Source organism: Dyella kyungheensis (genome assembly GCF_016905005.1).
GTDB classification, from domain to species: Bacteria; Pseudomonadota; Gammaproteobacteria; order Xanthomonadales; family Rhodanobacteraceae; genus Dyella; species Dyella kyungheensis.
In genome coordinates this window covers 160,600-181,861 of sequence record NZ_JADIKC010000002.1, presented here as the reverse complement: position 1 = coordinate 181,861, position 21,262 = coordinate 160,600, and the positions used below count along the sequence as shown (strand labels likewise).

Genomic DNA, 21,262 nt, shown 5'->3' with positions numbered 1-21,262 from the left:
ACATCACCGCAACATGACACGTCTAAGCTTGCGCGCCCTGCCGGCGCGCCGGCATCCATCGTCCATGTGTGGCCCATGTCCCCCGCTTCGTCGCGTCGTCGTGCCCAAGGTGTCGTCCGTTACAGCCTGCTGATCCTCATCGTGCTCATTGCGGTGGCGGGCGGTTTGATCTTCTGGCAGATCGAGCATGGGCAGGAGGTGGAGCAACCCGCGCAAGCCGTCGTTGCCGCCGCCGGCCCGGTGATGCGTGCCGGCATCGGCACTGATGAGCTGCTGCAACATGCGCGCGATGCGATGGCAGCGCAGCGCCTGCTGGCACCCGCAGGCAATAACGCCTTCGAACTCTATCTTGCCGTGCTCAAGCGCGAACCCGGCAACCGTGTGGCACAGGATGCGTTGCGCGAAATCTTTCCGTTCGCGGCGCACGCAGCGGAGCAGACCATCGACAGCGGCGACGATGCCGAAGCGCAGCGGCAGATCGACCTGCTGACCCGCGCCGATCCGCAGAACTACACGCTCACCCTGCTGCAGGCCAAGCTGCAGGCGCAGCGCACGGCGGCTGCACAGCAGGAACAGCAAGCGAATCGCCACGAGCCGCCGCCCTCGTCGACCGCCAAGGCGCCGCCCTCCACCCCGGTGACGCCGGCGGTCGTCACCGCACCGGTTCCGCCGCCCGCGGCACCACCATCCGTGCCGACCGCTCCGGCCAAGCCGGCCAATACGATGACGCCATCCGAGTTGGCCATCGCCCAGCTGCATGTCGAATCGACCCAGGTCGAGGCGGCGCCAAAGGCAACCATGCGCGCTCGAACACCGGCACCTGCCGCCGCGGTGGCCGATGCCAATGGCGCAACCACACCGGTGCTTACGCATCGCGTGGAGCCGGCTTATCCGCCGGATGCCAAGCGCACCCGGCGACAGGGTTGGGTGGACGTGACGTTCACCGTGGAGCCCGATGGCTCGGTGATCGGCGCCACCGTGGCCGATGCCGATCCCAAGTACGTCTTCGATCGAGCGGCCATCAGCGCAGTGTCGCGCTGGCAGTTCACACCGGGCACACAGGATGGCAAGCCGGTGGCGCTGCAGCTGCGCCAACGCATCGAGTTCCGCCTGTAAGGCCGGAATGAGGGCGCGCAAGCGCATAATCGATCGCGGCCCACCACGGAGTCAGATCATGCAGCGCTTCATCGCACCTGCCGTTCTCGCCGCCGCCATCGTGTTGGGCGGTTGCCAGGCCACCGCGCCGGTCGTGCCCGTGCCCGTGCATGGCTTCGTCACCGACATGAAGGCGTTCGACGCGTTCATTGCCACGCATCCCACACCCGAGCAATTCCGCACCAGCTATCCGGATGTGCAGCTGGTGATGCCGGGCACCATCACCACGATGGAACTTCGTTCCAACAACAGCCGTTACTATCCTGAGCTGGACAAGGATGGACGCATCACCGGCGGCCATTTCAGCTGAGCCGGACGTCCATACGCGGGTGAGTGGGGCAAGTCACATCGCTGACATGATGGATCGATAATGTGACACAGTTCCGCCGGGACGCCTGAAGGCAGGCGCGCCTGTGCGCGGGTCACATCGATGCAACGGTGCCATGTCTCGTCTCGCTTCCCTCGCGCCACGCCAGCGCGTGCTCGTCACCGTGTCCCTGATCGCGCTCGTTGCCGTTGGCTGCGGCGTCTACTTCTGGTCGAAGGGCGGCTCCGCCTCCGGCTCTACGACGGCCGCTTCCGGCAACCCCTCGACGTCCGGCGGCGAAGATAGCGGCGTCGGCATCCTGCTCGACCTGGCCAAGACGGCCGTCTCCGAAAAGCGCCTGGTCGCGCCGGCCGGCAGCAACGCCTATGAGTTCTACCTCAGCGTGTTGCAGCTCGATCCGCAGAACAAGGTGGCGCTCGAAGAGTTGCACGAGTCCTTCCCCGTCGCTTCGGCAGACGTGGAACGGGCGATCAACGACGACAATCTCGACGAAGCCCAGCGCGAACTGTCGCTGCTGCGCGAATTCGACAGCACCAACTACATTCTTTCCCTGCTCGGCGGCAAGCTGGACGCGCAGCGCCAGCTCCAGATCCGCCAGGACGAAGCGCGCGCTGCCGCCATGCAGGCGCAGCAGCAGTCGGCAGGCAACGGTTCGATGCTGTAAAGCGCTTCAGCGCAACAGCGGCCCCGCCTTCTCGAGCAGCAACGCAACCAGTTCGGGCTGCATGAAGTCGTAACGGTCGGGAATGTCCAGACACACTACGCGCTTGCCGCGCAGGCGGGAGGCGTGACGTGCCTGCAGCCGGCGCCGGTGCGACGATTCCATCACCACGATGAGTTGCGCCCATTCGAGTTGATCGGACGACAGCGGCGTTTCCGCGTCGTCGGCCAGTCCCGCCGAATCGACTTCAAGATGCGGCCAAGTGGCGAACACCGCAGCCGCGGTGGGACTGCGCAGCCGATGCCGGCTGCACAGGAACAGCACGCGCCGCGGTGTGGTCATTGCGTTGCGAGGTAATCGTCTTTCATGCGCACGTAATGATCGGCCGAGTAATGCAGCTGTTCGATCTGCTGGTCGCTCAGCACGCGAACTCTCTTGGCCGGATTGCCCAGCCACAGCTCACCCTCGCCCACCACCTTGCCCGGCGGAATCACGCTACCGGCGCCGACGAAGCCATGCTTTCTCACCACGGCGCCGTCCAGGATGGTGGCGTGCATGCCGATCAGGCAGTAGTCCTCGATGGTGCAGGCATGGATCACCGCGCCATGACCGACGGTGACGCCTTCGCCGATGATCGTGGGCATGCCGCCCGGCGAATACGGGCCATCGTGAGTCACATGGACCACCGCACCGTCCTGCACATTGGTGCGCGCGCCGATGCGGATGAAGTTCACGTCGCCGCGCAGCACCGCGCCGGGCCAGACGGACACATCGTCGAACAACTCCACCGCACCGATCACGGTGGCGGCGGGATCGACATACACGCGCTGGTGCAGCGTGGGCCAGATGCCTTTGTATTTGCGTAGAGGATCCATGGCGACATATTACTCCGCCACGGTGGGCACCGCTTTTTGTGGGAGCGCACTTGTGTGTGACTGGGCGGAGCCGTGCCCTGAGGCAATGTCGTCGCGCACAAGTGCGCTCCCACGGGGGTTACGACTGCTTTTCCAGCACTTCCGCGGTATATCGATAACCCGCCTCCATCGCCCTCTCCCAGTCCTTCCAGTCGAGCATGCCGATGTGTTCCAGCGGCGGCGTCAACAGCAGGTCGGCGCGTTCGCGGCGGTGCTCGCTGGGGCCTTCGCTATTGACCATGGCGGCGCGCACCAGCGTGGAAACCAGTCCCGGCCGCTGGATGTCCTGTCGCCCGAGTAGCAGCTGCCACCATGGCGGCGTGGCGAATTCTTCGGCAGTGGTGAGCAGCGAAATCTCGGCGCGGATGTCGATCGCGGTGATATGGGCGAGGCCGTCGTCGGCCATCACGTCGGTGGGCAGGTTGTCGACCAGCGCGCCATCGACAAACACTCGGCCGTGGTGCAGCACTGGCGGCAGCACGCCGGGAATGGCGCTGGAGGCGCGCAGCCACAGCCACAGCGGCCCTTCGCGGTGCACCATCATGCCGTCGCCCGACAAACAGGTGGACACGCAGAAGAACGGCAGCACCAGGTCTTCGATGTCGAGCGCGCCGAACGCGCGGCGCAGCATCAGGGCGGCGCGGCGCCCGCGGGTGAGCGCGACGATCGGCAACGTCCAGTCCGATAGCGGACGCCCCTGCACGAAGGCGCGGCGCAGGGTGTCGATGGTGACGTCGAGTTCCCATCCGGCGGCGACGCTGGCGCCGATGATTGCGCCGATGCTGGTGCCGCCCACGGCATCGAAGCGGTGCCCGGCCTCATGCAATGCACGCAGTGCCCCCAGATGCGCCACGCCGCGTGCGCCGCCGCCGGCCAGCACCAGGCCGCGCGCGTTGCCGCTGATGACGCGGGCCAGTCGCGCAATATCCGCGTGACCGCCCACGTGATGATGCTGCAGCTCGCCGCTGAATTCGGCGCGCCAGCGTTGCGCCGCACCGAGCGCCGGCTGGCGGCCCGGATGCAGCAGGATCAGGTGGCGCGGTCGATGCCCCGCGCGCGCGGGATGCATCGGCGTGGCTTCGGGCCATGCGCGGGCAGGCTGGGCGGCGAGTGTCGGCAGCAGCAGCACATCGGCCTGGCGCAGGCACCGCTGGCGCCACAGGTCGTCGCCGATGCTGTCCAGATAGATCACGAAGCGCGCTTGCGCCTCGCGCTCGGCGAACCAGTCGCTGCCGCGGCCGGCGCCATGTTCGGCGTCGATCACGGCGCAACTGCCCCAGCGCTCCAGCTCCATCGCCAGTTGCATGGCCAGCGAGCGGGCAGGGACGTCCGCGCTCGCCGGCAACAGTGCGAAGGTGCGCGCGATGCCCGGACTTTCGTCGCCGCGCATACGTTCCTGCAGGCGGGCAATGGCGACGCGCGCCACTCCCATCATGGCCTGGGGATGGCGCTGGATCAGCGCTTCGTAGCTGGCCAGGTCCAGCCGCAGCAATTCGCTGTCGCGCAATGCGCGTGCGGTGTAATGCCGGCCTTCCCCGCTGATCAACCCGATCTCGCCGATGCTGTCGCCCGCCGCCACCAGGCGCACCCGTTCAGTAGGCCCGGCAAATACGCCCAGGCTGCCGCTCACGACGAAGTAGAGCGCGTCCGCCGGATCGCCCTGCTTGAACAGCGTCCGCCCGCCCGGCAGCGAAAACCACTGGAGTTCGGGGACCAGCGCGGCCAGCGCCTCGTCGCCCAGGTGGCCGAACACATCGCTTCGACGCAGCAGGGCGGAAAAATCGGGCTTGGACATGGCGCGGGATGGTACGGGCAGGCGTGTGACAAATCGTGACGTGGGGCCGCTTGATTTCACCCTGCGGGGTCGCCACGCTGAGGGCAGCCCGCGGGCCAGCCATCGGCAGGCCGGGCGTTCAGGAGACACCATGGAAACCACCAATCCGCTGCTGGCCGACGATACCCTGCCGGCGTTTTCGCAGATCCGCCCCGAGCACGTCACCCCGGCCATCGATCGCCTGCTGGCGGACTATCGCACCGGCATCGAGGCCTTGACCGGCCCTAACGCGCCGCACGATTTCGACAGCGTGATGCTCACCCAGGAACGCCTGGAGCAGCGCCTCGCCCGCGCCTGGGCGCCGGTGGGCCACCTGCATTCGGTGGCGGACAGCGAAGCGTTGCGCGAGGTCTACGGCCCGGCAGAGGAAAAACTCACCGATCACGCGATCGAGGTGGGCCAGAACCGCGCGCTCTACCAGGCCGTGCAGGCCCTGGCCGATGCACCGGACTTCGCCAGCCTGTCGCGCCCACAGCGCGCGCTGGTGGAACATGCGCTGCGCGATTTCCGCCTGTCCGGCGTGGCGCTGGAAGAGCCCGCGCGTTCGCGCTATCGCGAGATCGGCGTGGAACTTAGCCGCCTCTCCACCGAATTTTCCAACGCCGTGCTCGACGCCACCGACGCGTGGCACGAACACATCACCGACGAGCGCGACCTGGCCGGCATTCCCGAATCCGGCCGGGCGGTGCTGCGCCAGTACGCCAAGGAACAGGACCTCGACGGCTACCTCGTCACGCTCAAGCAACCCAGCGTGCAGGCCGTGCTCACCTATGCCGACAATCGCGGCCTGCGCGAACGCGTCTACTGGGCGTATCAGACGCGCGCTTCCGACCAGGGTCCGCAGGCGGGCAAGCACGACAACAGCCAGCGCATCGAGCGCATCATGGCCTTGCGTCATGAAGCGGCGCGCCTGCTCGGCTTCGCCAACGCGGCCGAGGAATCGCTGGCCACCAAGATGGCCGGCTCGCCCACCGAGGTGATGGAATTCCTGCACGACCTCGCCCAGCGCGCGCGGCCGGTGGCGCGCAACGAACTCAACCGCCTGCGCGAATTCGCCACCACCGAACTGAAGCTCGACAATCTCGAATCCTGGGACGTCGGCTACGCCTCGGAAAAACTGCGCCAGCAGCAATACGACCTGGACGAAGAACAGCTCAAGCCGTATTTCCCGCTGCCGTCGGTGATCGATGGCCTGTTCGGCCTCACCCAGCGCCTGTACGGCATCACGCTGAGCGTGCGCAACGACGTCGATGTGTGGCATCCGGACGTGCGCTATTACGACGTGCGCGATGCCGATGGCCGCGTATTCGCGGGTGCCTACGTCGATCTGTATGCGCGTACCGGCAAGCGAGGCGGTGCATGGATGGACGTGTGCCGAGCGCGCTTCCGCGACGGCGACAATGAACAACTGCCGGTGGCCTTCCTCACCTGCAATTTCGCGCCGCCCACTGAAGGCCGCGCCGCGCTGCTCACGCACGACGACGTGCTCACCCTGTTCCACGAATTCGGCCATGGCCTGCACCATCTGCTGACCGAGATCGCGCTGCCTTCGATCGGCGGCATCGACGGTGTGGAGTGGGATGCGGTGGAACTGCCCAGCCAGTTCATGGAGAACTTCGGTTGGAATCGCGAGGCGCTCGACCTGTTCGCCCGCCACTACGAAACCGGCGAACGCCTGCCGGACGAACTGTTCCAGCGCATGCTGGCGGCCCGTCATTTCCACGCCGGCCTGTTCCTGGTGCGCCAGCTCGAATTCGCCATGTTCGATTTCCGCCTGCACCTGGAGTACGACCCCAGCCAGGGCGCCCGCACCATGGCAGTGCTGGAGGAAGTGCGCCATGAAGTGGCCGTGCTGCATCCGCCCGCATGGCAGCGTTTCCCGCATGCGTTCTCGCACATCTTTGCGGGTGGTTACGCGGCCGGCTATTACAGCTACCTGTGGGCCGAGTTGCTCAGCGCCGATGCCTTCGGCGAATTCGAGCAGCACGGCGTGATCGATCGGGCGACCGGCGACCGCTTTCGCCGGGAAATTCTCGCGGTGGGCGCCAGCCGCCCCGCCATCGAAAGTTTCATCGCCTTCCGCGGCCGCGCACCGGAGCCCGAGGCCTTGCTGAAGAGCCACGGCCTGGCCTGAACCCTGCCGCCGTCCGCGAGGGCGGCGGCGTCTCGCCGGTCATCGCTTACAATGCCCTCATGAAAATCGCCTCATGGAACGTGAACTCGCTGAAGGTGCGTATTCCGCACCTCACGCAGTGGCTGGCCGACGCACAACCGGACGTGGTGGCGTTGCAGGAAACCAAGCTGGAGGACCACAAGTTCCCGGTGGATGAACTGGCGGCCGCCGGTTATCGCGCCGTGTTCTCCGGCCAGAAGACCTACAACGGCGTGGCCTTGCTGGCACGAGCCGATCTCAAAGGCGAATTTGAGGATGTCCTCACCGACATCCCGAACCTGGACGACCCGCAGCGGCGCATTCTCGCGGCCACCATTGGCGGCGTGCGCGTAGTGGATCTGTACGTGGTCAACGGCAAGGCCGTGGGCGACGAGAAATACGCGTACAAGCTCGACTGGCTGGCCAAGATGCGCGAGTTCCTGGCGCGCGAAATCGAACGCCATCCGAACCTGGTGGTGCTGGGCGATTTCAACATCGCGCCGGACGATCGCGACGTGTACGACCCGGTGGCCTGGGGCGAGGACATCCTGTGTTCGCCGCCCGAGCGCGAGGCGCTCAAGCGCATCACCGATCTGGGCCTGCATGACAGCTTCCGCCTGTTCGAACCGGCGGGTGAACACTTCAGCTGGTGGGACTACCGTCAGGCCGCCTTCCGGCGCAACATGGGCCTGCGCATCGACCTGATCCTGATCGGCGACGCCCTCAAATCCGCGGCAAAAACGGCCTCCATCGACCGCACGCCGCGAACCTGGGAACGCCCTTCCGATCACACGCCGGTAACGGTTGATCTGGATATCTAAGCAACACCGCAAACAGGCGACCGATGAATACACCCAAGACCGAGTGGCCCAGTTCGCTAGGCGACGAAGAACTCGACGAACTGGATACCTATCTGCGCGGCCACGTCGGCGAGGGCGACCTGCTGCTCGACGGCGTGCACGGCCTGCTCTCCGCGCTCGCGGTGGGCCCGGTGCAGGTCTTGCCGGAAGAATGGCTGCCCGAGGTGTTGCACGAGCCCTTCACCGATGAGGACGAAGGCAATCGCGTGCTGGCGCTGCTGGCCAAGCTCAACGATTCGATCACCGCCGAACTCGAGGTCGAAGCCTACGAGCCGATCCTCGGCGAAGTGGATACGGAAACCGGCCCGGTGCTTTCCGCGGCCGGCTGGTGCGAAGGCTTCAGCCGCGGCATCGACCTGCGCGCGGGCCTGTGGGAGAAGCGTCTCGCCGACGATCCGCAGCTGATGGAAATGCTGGGGCCGGTGATGGCGCTGGCAGTGGACGAAGGCATCCTCAACGCCGACGCGGAATTCGAAAAGCTCAGCGACGACGAGTACGACGAGTGCCTGACGCAGGTGCCCACCGTGCTGGGCGCGGTGAACCACTACTGGAACGAGCATCCGGTGAGCGAGGCGGAAATCGAAGCCGCCGTGCGTCCTGCCGAGGAAAAGGAGCCGTCGTCGGCACCGCCGCGCCAGCGCAGCGGACATTGGGTGCACTGAAGCGGTGAAACATCGCCACGCGGCGGTGTCGTTCCGCGCGAACAATCCGTTTCGGTTTACCCGGCTTGGGGAAGCGCCTGCGCGGGATCATGATGGTGTCAGTCCACTTTTCTGGAGACAACCATGACTGAGCGCAGCATTCTCCGCCGCATTCGCGGCGTCGACACCTCCGATGGTGCGGGTGTGAAGCTCAAGCGCGTCATCGGGCAGCCGGGCCTGGACATGCTCGATCCGTTCCTGTTGTTGGACGAATTCCGTTCCGACCAGGCCGGCGATTACATCGCGGGCTTCCCCGAGCATCCGCATCGCGGTTTCGAAACCGTGACCTACATGCTCGCCGGCCACATGAAGCACCACGACAACCACGGCAACAGCGGCGACCTGGTGCCGGGCAGCGTGCAATGGATGACCGCGGGCCGCGGCATCCTGCATTCGGAAATGCCCGAACAGGAAGACGGCCTGATGTGGGGCTTCCAGCTGTGGGTGAACCTGCCCGCGAAGGACAAGATGATCGCGCCGCGCTACCAGGACATCGGCCCGGAACGCATTCCGGTCGCGCGTCCGGCCGAAGGCGTCGAAGTGAAGGTGATCGCCGGTGAGTTTGGCGGTGTCACCGGACCGGTGGCGGAGATCGTCACGCAGCCGATCTATCTCGATATCTCCGTGCAACCGGGCGCATCGATCACCATCCCGTTGCCCGAAGGCCATGCAGGCTTTGCCTATGTGTTCGAGGGCAAGGATGCCGAGGTGGCTGGCGAACCGCTCGCCCGCAGCGAGATGGCGGTGCTCTCGCGCAGCGGCGACCTGCGCATCGCCGGTCGCGACACGGCGGCACGCGTGCTGCTGGTGGCCGGTCAGCCGCTCAATGAGGCGGTGACGCGTTACGGGCCGTTCGTGATGAACACGCCTGAGGAAATTCATCAGGCGATTGCGGACTTCCGCGCCGGCAAGTTCTAAGCGCAGCGGTTCCACTGCTTACCTAGCAAGCCACCTCGGTCCGCCGAGGTGGCTTTTTTATGCCCAGCCTCAAGTCACCCAAAGGATCGCCGTTAACAACTCGTAAGGGGAAATTCGGCGGCGAGGGCCTGCTTGGCAAGATCGATGCATGACCTTCGTGCCTGCCAGCAAGTTCTCAAAATCAGCAAGTTAGCCCAAAAGTCGGGTTGTAAGCGGATGGCAGAATGTCGTTAAATAAGGATTAATCTAAGTCGGTGCAAGCGGCTGTACTATGTACTTACAGTCCTTGTGAAGAAATCACATATAACCTGTTGTATCTATTGCCATGAATGCCCTGATTACTCTCGTTGTCCTGGCCCTGATCGCGATGTTCGTCACCGCGATCAAGCGCGTGCCGGCCGACCAGGTGCATAGCCTCTATCGCCGGGGCAAGCCGTATCGCCTACTGCAGTCGGGCACCCATATGGCGCTGCCGTTGATCGACCGGGTGGAGCACCGCATCAACCTCGGCGGCCAGGTGCTGCGCTTCGAGGAGCCGCTGCCCAATGCCCACGACGTGCGCGGCACGGTCTACTGGCAGGTGCTCGAGCCGGAACGTGCCGATGCGGTGATCGACCAGGCCGACCAGCTGATCCGTGGCGGCGCCCTCGCCGCCCTGCGCGACGAGCCGGAAGCCTTCGAGGCCGATCGTCGCGACCTGGGGTCGCGCCTCAAGCAGAGCATGAATGGCGCCCTGCGCGAGCGCGGCATGATGGTGACGCGGGTGGAGCTGGAATTCGCCTGATCCGGTGTGCTGCCGGACAGGCCCTGGCGAAGGTGACCTCAGAGCACCCGCCACAGGGGAGATCCTTGAAGCCCGCTTCGGCGGGCTTTTTCTTTTGCCTCGCGAGTGAGTTTGTCTGTGGGTGCTCCCACAGGAGGGGTGCCTCAAACTGGCATCTCGCGTTGCACACCCGGATACTTGCGTGTCCCGTTTCAGCAAGGCCCCTCCATGAGCTCCCGCCAAGACCTGCAAACCCGGTTGGAACACGGCATCGCCGTGCTTGGCGTGCAGTTGCCGGCGGGCGCGGTGGAGCGTCTGCTCGACTATCAGGCGCTGCTGACGCGCTGGAACGCCACCTACAACCTCACCGCGATCCGCGATCCGCTGGAGATGGTCAGCCGCCATCTGGTCGATTCGCTGGCGATCCTGCCGTATGTGCAGGGCCAGTCGCTGGCCGACCTGGGCACCGGTCCCGGCCTGCCCGGTATTCCGCTGGCGCTGGCGCGGCCGGAGCTGCAGGTGCTGCTGGTGGACTCCAACGGCAAGAAGGTCCGCTTCCTGCGCGAGGCCATTCGCTCGCTCAAGCTTGAGAACGTGCGTGCCGTGCAGTCGCGCGTGGAAGAGGTGGAAGGCCAGTTCGATTGCATCACCGCCCGCGCCTTCGCCAGCCTGGAAGACATGCTGGCCTGGGGTGGTCACCTTTTGACCAAGGACGGCATCTGGCTCGCCATGAAGGGCAGGCACCCGGACGAGGAATTGCCCGGCGTGCCCGCTGGCTTCGAGGTAAGAGCGATCCATACGCTCGATGTGCCCGACGTGGGCGGCGAGCGGCACCTGGTGGTGCTGGGCCGTACAGCAAGTTAAGCAGGCTGCTAATCTAGCCCCCTTTTCACTCGTTCACGGTATCGACGACACCATGGCCCGCATCATCGCTGTCGCCAACCAGAAAGGTGGTGTCGGCAAGACCACCACCGCCGTCAACCTCGCCGCCGCGCTGGCTGCCGCCAAGCGCAAGGTGCTGCTGGTCGATCTCGACCCGCAGGGCAACGCGACCATGGCGTCGGGCGTGGACAAGCGCGTGGCCAAGCCGAACGGCTGCGAGGTGCTGCTGGACGAGGCGCCGATCGAGCAGGCCATCGTCAAGACCGAGGCGCATTACGACCTGCTGCCCGGCAATGGCGACCTCACCGCCGCCGAACTGAAGTTGATGGATGCGATCGCGCGCGAAAGCCGCCTCAAGGATGCGCTGAGCAAGATCGCCGACCGCTACGACATCGTGCTGATCGATTGCCCGCCGTCGCTGCACCTGCTGACGCTCAATGCGCTGACCGCGGCCACCGGTTTGTTGATTCCGGTGCAGTGCGAATACTTCGCGCTGGAAGGTCTCTCCAGCCTGCTCGACACGGTCAAGGCCGTACGCCAGCGCCTCAATCCCGCGCTGGAAATCGAAGGCCTGCTGCGCACCATGTACGACGTGCGCAACAACCTCGGCAACGAGGTGTCGGCGCAGTTGACCACGCATTTCGGCGACAAGGTGCTGCGCTCGATCATCCCGCGCAACGTGCGCCTGGCCGAAGCGCCGAGCCACGGCCAACCGATCCATCTGTACGACCGCAGTTCGCGCGGTGCCATCGCCTATATCGGGCTGGCCGGCGAGATGATCCGCCGCGATCGCAATCAGCAGTCCGCGGCGCAGGATCTGGCCAACGAGGTGATCACGCCGACGCTGCACGACACCGACGAGACGCTCGACGATATCGTCGACATCCATCAGGAGTAAGCATGTCCGCTGCGAAAAAACGGGGCCTGGGTCGTGGGCTCGATGTGCTGCTGGGTGGCAACGACGAACCCGGCAAGCCCTCGGTGCTCGAACAGGAAGGCGAGCTGCGTACGCTGCCGATCCAGCAGATCCAGCCGGGCAAGTACCAGCCGCGCCGCCATTGGAACGACGAGGCGCTGGACGAACTGGCGGCCTCCATCCGCGCGCAGGGACTGATCCAGCCGGTGGTGGTTCGCGCCATCGGCAAGAACCAGTACGAACTGATCGCCGGCGAACGCCGCTGGCGTGCCGCGCAGCGCGCGCAGCTGTCGGAACTGCCGGCGTTGGTGAAGGACGTGCCGGAAGTGGCCGTGCCGGCGATGGCGCTGATCGAGAACATCCAGCGCCAGGACCTCACGCCGCTGGAAGAAGCCGATGCGCTCAAGCGCCTGATCGACGATTTCTCGCTCACCCACCAGCAAGCGGCGGACGCGGTCGGGCGCTCGCGCGCCGCCGTCTCCAACCTGCTGCGCCTTACCGAACTGCCGGCTTCCATCAAGCGCCTGCTCGATGAAAGCAAGCTGGAAATGGGCCACGCCCGCTGCCTGATCACGCTGCCCGAAAGCATGGCCGAAGGCCTCGCGCTGGAAGCTTCCCGCCATGGCTGGAGCGTGCGCGAACTGGAAGAAGCCGCCCGTCGTGCGCAGACCGCACCCAAGGGCAAGGCCAAGCACACGCCGTCGCGCGATCCGAACGTCGATGCGCTCGAACGCGAACTGGGCGAGCGCTTTGCCACCCGGGTCGAGCTGGCGCAGGGTCGAGGCGGCAAGGGCAAGCTGGTGATCCACTATCACAGCAATGACGAGCTGGACGGGATCCTGGGCAAGATTCGCTGAGCGAAAGGCCTTTCTGTGGGAGCGCCCTTGGGCGCGACAACCTGACGGAGCGATGCACTCAGGCGCGCGCGTCGCGCCCAACGGCGCTCCCACAGTAAATGTGCGATTGCCGCGCAAAAAAAAGCCGCCCCATCGGGCGGCTTTTTCGTGAGATCGAGAAGCCTTACTGCTTCACCGGCTTCACATACGTATTGAACAACTCGTCGATGCGACGGTACTCGTCGTACCACGAGTCCGGATGCACGAAGCCGTGGCGCTCCATCGGATACAGCGACATCCAGAAATTGTTCTTGTGCAGCTCGATGAAGCGCTGGTACAGGCGAATGGTGTCGCTGGTCAGCACGTTGTCGTCGATCAGGCCGTGCTCCATCAACAGCGGATCCTGCAGCTTGTCGGCGAAGTTGATCGGCGAGCTGACCTGGTACGACTCCGGATCGAGCTGGGGATCGTTGAGGATGTTGGAGGTGTACTCGTGGTTGTAGCTGGTCCAGTCGGTGACCGGGCGCAGTGCGGAACCGGCAGCGAATTCGCCCGGTGCGCGCAGCAGCGACATCAGCGTCATGAAGCCGCCGTAGCTGCCGCCGTACATGCCGATGCGCTTGGGATCGACGCCGTGGTTCTTCACCAGCCAGGCCTTGCCGTCGAGCAGGTCTTCCAGTTCCGGATGGCCCATCTGGCGATAGATCGCCGTGCGCCAGGCGCGGCCGTAGCCGTCGGAAGCGCGGTAGTCCATGTCGAGCACCACGTAACCCTGCTGCACCAGCAGGTTGTGGAACATCTGCTCGCGGAAGTAGTTGGAATACGACAGCGTGACGTTCTGCAGGTAGCCCGCGCCATGCACGAAGATCACCGCCGGACGCGAAGCGCCGGCAGCCTCATCGGCCGGACCGTAGTACTTCGCCCAGATCGCACCGGCGCCATGCGACGACGGCACGCTGATGATCTTCGGCTGGATCCATGCGTGCGCAGTGAACGCCGGCTTCATGGTGTTGGTGAGTTCGCGCGTCGCGCCACCGTCGACGCCCTGCACCGCCAGCTGCGCCAGCGTGTACGGCGACGAATGCAGCACGGCGAGCTGGCGGCCGTCGGGCGACAGCGCGAAATCGTCCATGCCCTGTACTTGCGTGAGGCGGGCAAGTTCGCCGCCGGTGCTGGGCACGCGATAGACGTCGTAGCTGTACGGCGCCACCTGGTTGGTGCGCACGTAGAACCACTGGCCGTCTTCGCTCAGCGCCGGATGGCTCACTTCGAACTTGCCGCTGGTGAGCGCCTTCGCCTTGCCGCCCAGCGTCTTGGTGTAGAGCTGCGAGTAGCCGGTTTCTTCGCTGAGATACCACAGCGTGCGACCGTCCTTGAGCCAGCCGAAATCGTTGAAGTTCCAGTTGATCCAGGCGTTGTCGGTGAGGCGGTGCTGGGTGACCAGGGCGTGCTTGTCGAAATCGACGTTGGCGATCCAGCGGTCCTTGTTGTCGATCGCGCGCAGCTGGATGGCCACGTTCTGGCCGTCGTCGCTCCACACGATGCCGCCGCCACCGCCGTCTTCGGCGCCGGAGACGATGCGCACCGGGCGAACTTCGGGTGCCTTCAGCGCCTTGGCTTCATCGGCCTTGCCGTCTTTTTCCAGCGCGGCGACGGTCTTGGCGCGGATGTCCTTGAGCGGGTCGTCCTTGATGCCCGGCAGCGTGTCGGTCTTCAGCGGATAGAACTTGGCGGTCTTCAGATCCACCAGTACCAGCGACTGCGGCGCGGGATCGTTGCGGCCCACGTAGACACGCGTTTCCTGCTGCTCGGCGTAGCCCGAATCGGTCACGTAGTGGGTGACTTCGGGACGCTTGCCTTCCTTCGCTCCCTTGGGCTTGGTCACCACGACCATCCAGCGGCCGTCGGGCGACAGTTCGGTGTCGGCCGGCTCGCCGCCTTCGCCCAGGTAGATCGGCTTGGGCGCGCGGCTGGGATCGGCGGCGATCAGCGCGTCGTCGTTGTCGCGCGAGGCGTCCTTGTCGGACTTGTTCTCACGCAGCGAGCGGAACAGCTCCAGCTGCATGTCCTTGAGCTGGTCGGGCTTCTTCACCTGCGGATCGTCGACGAAGCGCAGCACGGCGGCCGGCGCACTCACGCCGCCGGCGAGGTCGTAGACGAACCAGTTATGGCCCTGGCGATACTGCAGGCTGCGGCCATCGCTGGAAAAGCGCGGCGCGGATTCCGCCTCGGTCGAACGGGTGACCTGCACATGGCGACCCGTGGAGAGGTCGACCATGAAGATGTCGCCGTGCATCACATAGGCGGCATGGCGGTGCGCGCGGTCGTAAACGGCCGGGCCTTCGGCCTGCGCCATGGCGGCGGGGTCGAGCTTGCTGCTCTGGCCGCTGGCGGCGTCGACCCGATACAGGTCGCGCACCTTGCTGCCGTCGCGCTTGAGCGAGTAGTACAGGCTACGGCCGTCCACGCTCCAGTAAGGCTGTTCCACCGCGGCGCCGATCCAGTCGGGATTGGCCATGATGGTTTCCAGATCCAGCTGGCCTCCGGACGCGGGGGGCGACAAGGCCGCCGCGGGCAGCGTGGCAAGGGCGGCAAGGCCGGCGAACAGCATTCGGCGCATGGATGGCTCCACAGTCAAAACGTCGCAGCATAGCCAAGCCTCCAAACCGCACAAGCGCCGTTGGTCCCGTTCAAACTGATCGCCTAGGCAGGTAATCTTGGCGGTTCCCCCCCGAGTCCATGAAGGGCTACCGCCCGGCACCTTGTCGGCCAACCTGCGGGCCATGCGTTCCGTGAGGTTCCCCTGCGTGTCTTCAAGGCATGCTATTTCCCCTGAAAGACCCAGCACGGCGAATCCCTATGCTCCTTCCCTCCGTTGAGATCGAAACCGCCCCGAATCCGGGCCACAGCGTGATCTGGCTGCACGGGCTGGGCGCCGACGGCAACGACTTCGCGCCCATCGTGCCGGAGCTGGTCTCGCCTTCGTGGCCGGCGCTGCGCTTCGTCTTTCCGCACGCGCCGGTGCGGCCGGTGACGGTCAACGGGGGCATGCCCATGCGCGCCTGGTACGACATCGTGGGCGTCGACCTGATTTCCCGCCAGGACGAAACCGGCATGCGCGCGTCCATTGCCAGCGTGGAAGCGCTGATCGCCCGCGAGAACGAACGCGGCGTGCCGAGCTCGCGCATCCTGCTGGCCGGCTTTTCGCAGGGTGGCGCCATTGCGCTGTCGGCGGGGCTGCGCCACGGCGCGGAGCTGGCGGGCATCATCGCGCTGTCCACCTACCTGCCGCTGCAGGACGTCTTCGCCGCCGAGCGCAACCCCGCCAACGGGCACACGCCGGTGTTCTGGGGCCACGGCACCGCCGACCCGATCGTTCCGCTTACCCGTGGCGTCAATTCGCGCGACCTGCTGCAGTCGCTGGGTTATCCGGTCAGCTGGCACACCTATCCGATGCCGCACTCGGTCTGTGCCGAGGAAGTGGCCGACCTGCGCCAGTGGATGACCGTGCGGCTGGGCGCCTGATCGCTGCACGTGCCGGGACGGCGCGCAAAGTAGCGCGCGCACGCATGCGGCATACTTCGGCGCATGAGGGAATCCACCACCGATACACCGACGCCTGGTCGCGCGGAGCTTCGCCCGCTGCCTGACTTCTGCAGCGGGCCGGTGATCTACGCCCTGCTGATCATGGCCTCGATCACGGTCACCGTGATGTGGCTGGCGCCCAACAACAGCCACGGCTGGCGCGGTTTCAGCGTGGGCATGCTGTTCGCCGACTGGCTGGCCGTGGTGATCGGTGTGGCGCTATGCAAATTGCGCCCGCTCTTGATGCGCCTGCCGGGCCGCGCGGGCTATGCCGGCGTGTGGCTGGCGATGGTGCTGATCGTGGCGGTCGGCAGCGCCCTGGTGCACTGGATGGATGCCGCCATGCAGATGGCCCTGCTGAGTGACAGCACCGACGACTTCGTGCTCAACAACACCTTGATCGCCGCCCTGCTGGGCGCCGCGATGCTGCGTTATTTCTACCTGCTGGCGCAGTGGCAGACGCGGCTGGAGGCGGTGACGCAGGCGCAGGTATCGGCGCTGCAGGCGCGCATCCGTCCGCACTTCCTGTTCAACAGCATGAACACGGTGGCCGCGCTGGTGCGCGTGGATCCGGCCGCGGCCGAACGAACGGTGGAAGACCTCTCCGAACTCTTTCGCGCCGCACTGGGCGAGCACAGCACGCGCGACGGCACGCTCGGCGAAGAACTGGGCCTGGTCGATCGCTACCTCGACATCGAGCAGTTGCGCCTGGGCGAACGCCTGCGCGTGCGGCGCGAGCTGGACGACCTGCCCGACGCCTTCCCGCTGCCGCGCCTGCTGCTGCAGCCGCTGGTGGAGAATGCGGTGCGCCACGGCATCCAGCCGTTGCGCGAAGGCGGCGAAGTGATCCTGCGCGGACGGCGCGAGCGCGGCGACATTCTGATCGAAATCGACAACCCGCTGGCTGGCGAGCCCGCGCTCGGCGGCCATGGCCACGGCCTGGACAATGTGCGTCGGCGTGTGGCCTATCGCTACGGTCCGCGCGCACGCGTCGTCGCCGGACCCGAAGGCGATCGCTTCGTGGTGCGTCTCCAGTTGCCTGCAACATAAATCGAATGTCCATGCGCGTACTCATCGTTGACGACGAACCCCTGGCCCGTGCGCGGCTTGCCGCGCTGCTCGGCGAATGCAAGGACGTGGAAGTCGCCGGCAGCGTCGCCGACGGCGAAGCGGCGCTGGCCGCGCTGGGCGAACTGCAGCCGGACGTGCTGTTGCTGGACATCAACATGCCGGGCATCAGCGGCACCGCGCTGGCGCAGCGGCTGGCCGGCAGCAAACGTCCGCTGGTGGTGTTCTGCACCGCCTACGAAAGCCACGCGCTGCATGCGTTCGAGCTGGGTGCGGTGGATTACCTGTTGAAACCGGTGCGCCTGGAGCGGCTCAACGAAGCCTTGCAGCGCGCGCGCCTGCGCCTGCAGAACGCGCCGCGCGAATCGGCCGGTTACCTGCACGGACGCTTGCGCGGGGAACAGGTGCGCGTCGCGCTGGCCGACGTGATCTGCCTGCTGGCCGAAGAGAAGTACGTGGTGGTGCAGCACCGCGGCGGCCAGCTGCTGCTGGAGGAATCGCTGCGCCAGCTGGAAGACGCCTATCCCGACACGCTGATCCGCCTGCATCGCAACTGCCTGGTGCCGGCACAACGCTTGATCGGCCTTAAGACACTCACGGATGGGCGCGTGCTCGCGCGGCTCGGCGGCACGGAACTGATGCCCGAAGTGAGCCGCCGCAACCTGCCGGCGCTACGCAAGCTGCTGCGCATGGGCTGAGGCGTGGGGCCGCCGTGCATGCAGCCGCGACCCTAATTACGCGACAATGAGGCCCCCGACGAAGCTTCGCGCTGCGCCCCCAACGAGACCACCATGACGCCAACCACGCTGCGCATCGCCACCCGCAAGAGCGCGCTCGCCCTTTGGCAGGCCGAACACGTCGTGGCGGAGTTGCGCGCGGTCCATCCGGGCCTGTTCGTGGACCTGGTGCCGATGTCCACGCGCGGCGACGAGATCCTGGACAAGCCGCTCGCCACCATTGGCGGCAAGGGCCTGTTCCTGAAAGAACTCGAAGTGGCGATGCTGGAGGGCCGCGCCGACCTGGCCGTGCACTCGTTGAAAGACGTGCCGTCGGAACTGGAGCCCGGCTTCACCCTGCCGGCGATTTTGCCCCGGGCCGATGCCGCCGACGCCTTCGTCAGCAACGACTACGCCAACCTCGCCGCGTTGCCGCTGGGCGCACGCGTGGGCACCTCGTCGCTGCGCCGGCAGGCGCAACTGCGTGCCGCACGCCCCGATCTGAGCCTGCTGGATCTGCGCGGCAATGTCGGCACGCGACTGTCCAAGCTCGATGCGGGCCACTACGACGCGATCCTGCTGGCCTGCGCCGGCCTCGAGCGGCTCGGTCTCGCCTCGCGCATCCGCGGCCGCCTTGCCGCCCCGGATTGGCTGCCGGCACCGGGACAGGCGGCCATCGCCATCGAGGCACGCTCGGATCGGCCGGAGGTGCTCGCACTGCTCAGCGCGCTGGACGACGCCCAGACCCGGCTCGCCGTCACCGCCGAGCGCGCCATGAACCATGCGCTGGGCGGCAGCTGCACGGTGCCGGTGGGCGCCTGGTGCACGGTCACCGAGCGTGGCCTGCATTTGCGCGGCATGGTGGGCGACGCGAGCAGCGGCCGCTTGCTGCATGCCCAGGCGCAAGCCGAGGGCGACCAGGCCGAGGCACTCGGCAAGCAGGTGGCCGCCGCGCTGTTCGAGCAGGGAGCCGGCGCGCTGCTCGGTCACTGAGAAAGAAAAAACCGCCCGGCGGAGCCGTCGTCGACGGTCGCACCAGGGCGGTTTTTGGCGAAGCGCGCGAACGCTTAGAAGTTGTACAGCAGGTTGGTCGTGACCAGCGAATCGGTGCTCTGCGTACCGGGCTGTACGTCGCTGTTGTAGCGCAGCTGGTAGCCGAGCTTGAGCGCCACCTTCTTGGTCATGCTGACCGACAGGCCGATATCGTTCTGGTAGTACTTGTTGTCCGAGCCCGCTTCGATCAGCAGGGTGTCTTCGAACGCGGTGTTGTCGGTAAGGCGGTACTTGTAGTTGACCAGACCGCGGCCGACCGCTTCGCCGATGGTGTTCTGGCGGACGCGCACCGTCTCGGTGGTGCCGTCGGGCTGGACCACCGCCTGGTCGACATCGGCGGGGCGGTAACGCTTGTAACCGGGGCCGGCTTCGAACGACAGCTCGGTGCGCTCGGTCTTCAGCGCGATGTAGCCGTAGCCCACCGACACGATGCCCTGCCACAGGTTGGCGCCGAAATCGTCGTGCTCGTAGCGGGCCGCCGTCACGATGTAGCTGCGCGGGTCGAGCTTGTAGCCCACCGAAGCGCCACTGTCATAGCGATTCGCCGTGGTGGTGAGGCGATCGATGGTGTTGCCTTGCTGGTCCTGCACCTCGACCTCGCCCTTGGAACGCAGGCCATTGAGGAAGAAGTTGTTCTTCCACAGGTCGTTCTCCTGGCTGACGCCGAGCTTGGCGTTGATGTTTTCCGAACGGGAATTGCCATAGGAAGACGCGAAACCGAATTCGCCCGAACCCGTCCATCCGCCGTTGTTGGCCGGATTGGATGACGCGTCGTCGGCCTGAGCGCCAAAACTGGCCAGCGCTGCGAGCAGGGCGCCTGTCATCAGGGTGCTTTTCATGTCTGATTGTTCCTTTTTCGTTAAAAGATGGAGGCCGCCACCTTAATGGGGCGGATTGAACTGCCTGTGAACCGGGGAGGGGTTGGTTCAGCGCTGACGCGCGGCGGGCCTGTCACGGGCCGCCTGGCAACGCTGCCAGGGCTTCATCATACAAACTAAGCTCGGTCGCCATACCCACCGTGCAGCTCACTGCTGCCAAAGCGGCCAGGGCCAGCCAGCCGTCGCTGAAGTTCATCAGCAGCAAGGCCAGGCACGGCAACGCATAGACCAGCAGTGCCGCCAGATAACGCCCGGGTTGCAATTCCAGCCGACCGCGCGGCCTGCCGACCCGCTGCAACGCGGCCTGCCAGCGCAGGCTTTCCACCAGGCCGCGCAGCAGCGCCAGCGCCAACAGTCCGATGATCCAGGCGCGCGGATGCAGCGCAGCGTCGTCGATGTCCTGGCCCGCGCTGCAAAGCCATAGCCAGAGCCCGCCGCCATAGGTGGCCGAAACCACGCGGCTCAACGGCAACTGGGTCGCCAGGCGGGAGTCCATGTCCGGGGCCTGACGCCGGGCATCGGCATAGGAGGTAACGATCAGGCTGCATAACCCACACAGCGACATGGCGGCGCCCGACAAGCGTGTTGCCCAGAAGGCGTTGTCGCCGCGCGCCAGGCCGGCGACCGCCAGCACCGGCAAAATGCACGCGAGCGCCACCAGCGCCGCCCGCGTGGGTCGCGAACCCTTGCCGATGACCCAGCCATGCCAGTGCGGTGTCCAGCGCGAGTGCAGGCAGGCGGCGAGCAGCCCTATCGCCACCAGCGCGGCGCCCAGGCTGATCGGCACCAACACATCGCCGCGTCCGGCGGGATAGACGCCCACGGCCAGGGCGAGTCCGAGCGTCATCCACAAACCGAAGCCGTCGTAACCGCTCACATGCAGCAGCGCGGCCGCCAGCGGCCGCGGTCGCGCGCGCGGGCTGCTGGCTTGTTCGTCATCGGCGTGCGGTGGGGCCCTGCGGCGTGGCTTCATGATTTTGGCGTCTTTTATGCGTGAAGGAGGGATCACGTGCGCGTGACCTTGGCGTGGTCTTGCTGAATC

21 protein-coding genes are annotated in these 21,262 nt (G+C 66.1%); 15 read left to right on the top strand and 6 right to left on the bottom strand.

Going from position 1 to position 21,262, the window contains the following annotated elements; genetic code table 11:
* Positions 1-75: 75 nt before the first annotated feature.
* The 3 genes from ISP20_RS04020 (at position 76) to ISP20_RS04010 (ending at position 2,147) form a co-directional block, all read left to right on the top strand.
* Complete coding sequence (locus ISP20_RS04020; RefSeq protein WP_204634783.1) at positions 76-1,116, top strand: energy transducer TonB; 1,041 nt, start codon at positions 76-78, stop codon at positions 1,114-1,116.
* A gap of 58 nt (positions 1,117-1,174) precedes the next feature.
* Positions 1,175-1,465, top strand: coding sequence for a hypothetical protein (locus ISP20_RS04015; RefSeq protein WP_204634782.1), 291 nt, complete (start codon positions 1,175-1,177; stop codon positions 1,463-1,465).
* Between the two features lie 133 nt (positions 1,466-1,598).
* Positions 1,599-2,147 carry a hypothetical protein gene (locus tag ISP20_RS04010; RefSeq protein ID WP_204634781.1) on the top strand — a complete coding sequence of 183 codons (549 nt, stop codon included), beginning with the start codon at positions 1,599-1,601 and terminating at the stop codon, positions 2,145-2,147.
* Positions 2,148-2,153: 6 nt separating this feature from the next.
* Here the strand turns inward: ISP20_RS04010 and ISP20_RS04005 are convergent, their stop codons facing one another.
* From ISP20_RS04005 to ISP20_RS03995, 3 genes are all read right to left on the bottom strand, one after another.
* Positions 2,154-2,486, bottom strand: coding sequence for a low molecular weight protein tyrosine phosphatase family protein (locus ISP20_RS04005; protein ID WP_204634780.1), 333 nt, complete (start codon positions 2,484-2,486; stop codon positions 2,154-2,156).
* A complete protein-coding gene (locus tag ISP20_RS04000) occupies positions 2,483-3,019 on the bottom strand; it encodes a gamma carbonic anhydrase family protein (RefSeq protein ID WP_204634779.1) in 537 nt (178 codons plus the stop codon). Before ISP20_RS04000 ends, ISP20_RS04005 begins: the two co-directional genes overlap by 4 nt.
* 118 nt (positions 3,020-3,137) lie before the next feature.
* Complete coding sequence (locus tag ISP20_RS03995) at positions 3,138-4,853, bottom strand: patatin-like phospholipase family protein (protein WP_204634778.1); 1,716 nt, start codon at positions 4,851-4,853, stop codon at positions 3,138-3,140.
* A 130-nt stretch (positions 4,854-4,983) separates the two neighbouring features.
* Between ISP20_RS03995 and ISP20_RS03990 the strand changes: the two genes are divergently transcribed.
* The 8 genes from ISP20_RS03990 (at position 4,984) to ISP20_RS03955 (ending at position 12,941) form a co-directional block, all read left to right on the top strand.
* Positions 4,984-7,026, top strand: coding sequence for a M3 family metallopeptidase (locus ISP20_RS03990; RefSeq protein ID WP_204634777.1), 2,043 nt, complete (start codon positions 4,984-4,986; stop codon positions 7,024-7,026).
* 59 nt (positions 7,027-7,085) lie between these two features.
* Complete coding sequence (gene xth / locus ISP20_RS03985) at positions 7,086-7,865, top strand: exodeoxyribonuclease III (RefSeq protein WP_204634776.1); 780 nt, start codon at positions 7,086-7,088, stop codon at positions 7,863-7,865.
* A gap of 23 nt (positions 7,866-7,888) precedes the next feature.
* Positions 7,889-8,566: a YecA/YgfB family protein gene (locus ISP20_RS03980; RefSeq protein WP_204634775.1), complete on the top strand. Its 678-nt coding sequence runs from the start codon at positions 7,889-7,891 to the stop codon at positions 8,564-8,566.
* Positions 8,567-8,689: 123 nt separating this feature from the next.
* The gene (locus ISP20_RS03975; protein ID WP_204634774.1) at positions 8,690-9,523 is read left to right on the top strand and encodes a pirin family protein; all 834 of its coding nucleotides are present in this window, start codon (positions 8,690-8,692) and stop codon (positions 9,521-9,523) included.
* 325 nt (positions 9,524-9,848) lie between these two features.
* A complete protein-coding gene (locus tag ISP20_RS03970) occupies positions 9,849-10,307 on the top strand; it encodes an SPFH domain-containing protein (RefSeq protein WP_204634773.1) in 459 nt (152 codons plus the stop codon).
* Between the two features lie 207 nt (positions 10,308-10,514).
* The gene (rsmG, locus tag ISP20_RS03965; RefSeq protein WP_204634772.1) at positions 10,515-11,150 is read left to right on the top strand and encodes a 16S rRNA (guanine(527)-N(7))-methyltransferase RsmG; all 636 of its coding nucleotides are present in this window, start codon (positions 10,515-10,517) and stop codon (positions 11,148-11,150) included.
* A 52-nt stretch (positions 11,151-11,202) separates the two neighbouring features.
* Positions 11,203-12,066 (top strand): ParA family protein, encoded by an 864-nt coding sequence (locus ISP20_RS03960; RefSeq protein ID WP_204634771.1) that lies wholly within the window; start codon positions 11,203-11,205, stop codon positions 12,064-12,066.
* Between the two features lie 2 nt (positions 12,067-12,068).
* Positions 12,069-12,941, top strand: a complete 873-nt coding sequence (locus ISP20_RS03955) for a ParB/RepB/Spo0J family partition protein (protein ID WP_204634770.1) — start codon at positions 12,069-12,071, stop codon at positions 12,939-12,941.
* A 163-nt stretch (positions 12,942-13,104) separates the two neighbouring features.
* Here ISP20_RS03955 and ISP20_RS03950 read toward each other — a convergent pair whose 3' ends face one another.
* Entirely contained in the window at positions 13,105-15,540 is a 2,436-nt protein-coding gene (locus ISP20_RS03950) for a S9 family peptidase (RefSeq protein ID WP_204634769.1), read from the bottom strand.
* A 239-nt stretch (positions 15,541-15,779) separates the two neighbouring features.
* Here ISP20_RS03950 and ISP20_RS03945 point away from each other — a divergent pair, with 239 nt between their 5' ends.
* From ISP20_RS03945 to hemC, 4 genes are all read left to right on the top strand, one after another.
* Positions 15,780-16,445, top strand: a complete 666-nt coding sequence (locus ISP20_RS03945; protein ID WP_204634768.1) for an alpha/beta hydrolase — start codon at positions 15,780-15,782, stop codon at positions 16,443-16,445.
* Between the two features lie 63 nt (positions 16,446-16,508).
* Positions 16,509-17,555 carry a sensor histidine kinase gene (locus ISP20_RS03940; protein WP_204634767.1) on the top strand — a complete coding sequence of 349 codons (1,047 nt, stop codon included), beginning with the start codon at positions 16,509-16,511 and terminating at the stop codon, positions 17,553-17,555.
* An 11-nt stretch (positions 17,556-17,566) separates the two neighbouring features.
* The gene (locus tag ISP20_RS03935; protein WP_204634766.1) at positions 17,567-18,271 is read left to right on the top strand and encodes a LytR/AlgR family response regulator transcription factor; all 705 of its coding nucleotides are present in this window, start codon (positions 17,567-17,569) and stop codon (positions 18,269-18,271) included.
* 93 nt (positions 18,272-18,364) lie between these two features.
* Complete coding sequence (gene hemC / locus ISP20_RS03930; RefSeq protein WP_204634765.1) at positions 18,365-19,282, top strand: hydroxymethylbilane synthase; 918 nt, start codon at positions 18,365-18,367, stop codon at positions 19,280-19,282.
* A 74-nt stretch (positions 19,283-19,356) separates the two neighbouring features.
* Here hemC and ISP20_RS03925 read toward each other — a convergent pair whose 3' ends face one another.
* A complete protein-coding gene (locus ISP20_RS03925) occupies positions 19,357-20,181 on the bottom strand; it encodes a DUF481 domain-containing protein (RefSeq protein ID WP_204634764.1) in 825 nt (274 codons plus the stop codon).
* Between the two features lie 112 nt (positions 20,182-20,293).
* Positions 20,294-21,193 carry a hypothetical protein gene (locus tag ISP20_RS03920; RefSeq protein WP_204634763.1) on the bottom strand — a complete coding sequence of 300 codons (900 nt, stop codon included), beginning with the start codon at positions 21,191-21,193 and terminating at the stop codon, positions 20,294-20,296.
* Positions 21,194-21,262: the final 69 nt, after the last annotated feature.

Coding starts and splice junctions, on each gene's coding strand:
- ISP20_RS04020 (WP_204634783.1), top strand. CDS start 76: ATGTCCCCCGCTTCGTCGCGTCGTCGTGCCCAAGGTGTCGTCCGTTAC.
- ISP20_RS04015 (WP_204634782.1), top strand. CDS start 1,175: ATGCAGCGCTTCATCGCACCTGCCGTTCTCGCCGCCGCCATCGTGTTG.
- ISP20_RS04010 (WP_204634781.1), top strand. CDS start 1,599: ATGTCTCGTCTCGCTTCCCTCGCGCCACGCCAGCGCGTGCTCGTCACC.
- ISP20_RS04005 (WP_204634780.1), bottom strand. CDS start 2,486: ATGACCACACCGCGGCGCGTGCTGTTCCTGTGCAGCCGGCATCGGCTG.
- ISP20_RS04000 (WP_204634779.1), bottom strand. CDS start 3,019: ATGGATCCTCTACGCAAATACAAAGGCATCTGGCCCACGCTGCACCAG.
- ISP20_RS03995 (WP_204634778.1), bottom strand. CDS start 4,853: ATGTCCAAGCCCGATTTTTCCGCCCTGCTGCGTCGAAGCGATGTGTTC.
- ISP20_RS03990 (WP_204634777.1), top strand. CDS start 4,984: ATGGAAACCACCAATCCGCTGCTGGCCGACGATACCCTGCCGGCGTTT.
- xth (WP_204634776.1), top strand. CDS start 7,086: ATGAAAATCGCCTCATGGAACGTGAACTCGCTGAAGGTGCGTATTCCG.
- ISP20_RS03980 (WP_204634775.1), top strand. CDS start 7,889: ATGAATACACCCAAGACCGAGTGGCCCAGTTCGCTAGGCGACGAAGAA.
- ISP20_RS03975 (WP_204634774.1), top strand. CDS start 8,690: ATGACTGAGCGCAGCATTCTCCGCCGCATTCGCGGCGTCGACACCTCC.
- ISP20_RS03970 (WP_204634773.1), top strand. CDS start 9,849: ATGAATGCCCTGATTACTCTCGTTGTCCTGGCCCTGATCGCGATGTTC.
- rsmG (WP_204634772.1), top strand. CDS start 10,515: ATGAGCTCCCGCCAAGACCTGCAAACCCGGTTGGAACACGGCATCGCC.
- ISP20_RS03960 (WP_204634771.1), top strand. CDS start 11,203: ATGGCCCGCATCATCGCTGTCGCCAACCAGAAAGGTGGTGTCGGCAAG.
- ISP20_RS03955 (WP_204634770.1), top strand. CDS start 12,069: ATGTCCGCTGCGAAAAAACGGGGCCTGGGTCGTGGGCTCGATGTGCTG.
- ISP20_RS03950 (WP_204634769.1), bottom strand. CDS start 15,540: ATGCGCCGAATGCTGTTCGCCGGCCTTGCCGCCCTTGCCACGCTGCCC.
- ISP20_RS03945 (WP_204634768.1), top strand. CDS start 15,780: ATGCTCCTTCCCTCCGTTGAGATCGAAACCGCCCCGAATCCGGGCCAC.
- ISP20_RS03940 (WP_204634767.1), top strand. CDS start 16,509: ATGAGGGAATCCACCACCGATACACCGACGCCTGGTCGCGCGGAGCTT.
- ISP20_RS03935 (WP_204634766.1), top strand. CDS start 17,567: ATGCGCGTACTCATCGTTGACGACGAACCCCTGGCCCGTGCGCGGCTT.
- hemC (WP_204634765.1), top strand. CDS start 18,365: ATGACGCCAACCACGCTGCGCATCGCCACCCGCAAGAGCGCGCTCGCC.
- ISP20_RS03925 (WP_204634764.1), bottom strand. CDS start 20,181: ATGAAAAGCACCCTGATGACAGGCGCCCTGCTCGCAGCGCTGGCCAGT.
- ISP20_RS03920 (WP_204634763.1), bottom strand. CDS start 21,193: ATGAAGCCACGCCGCAGGGCCCCACCGCACGCCGATGACGAACAAGCC.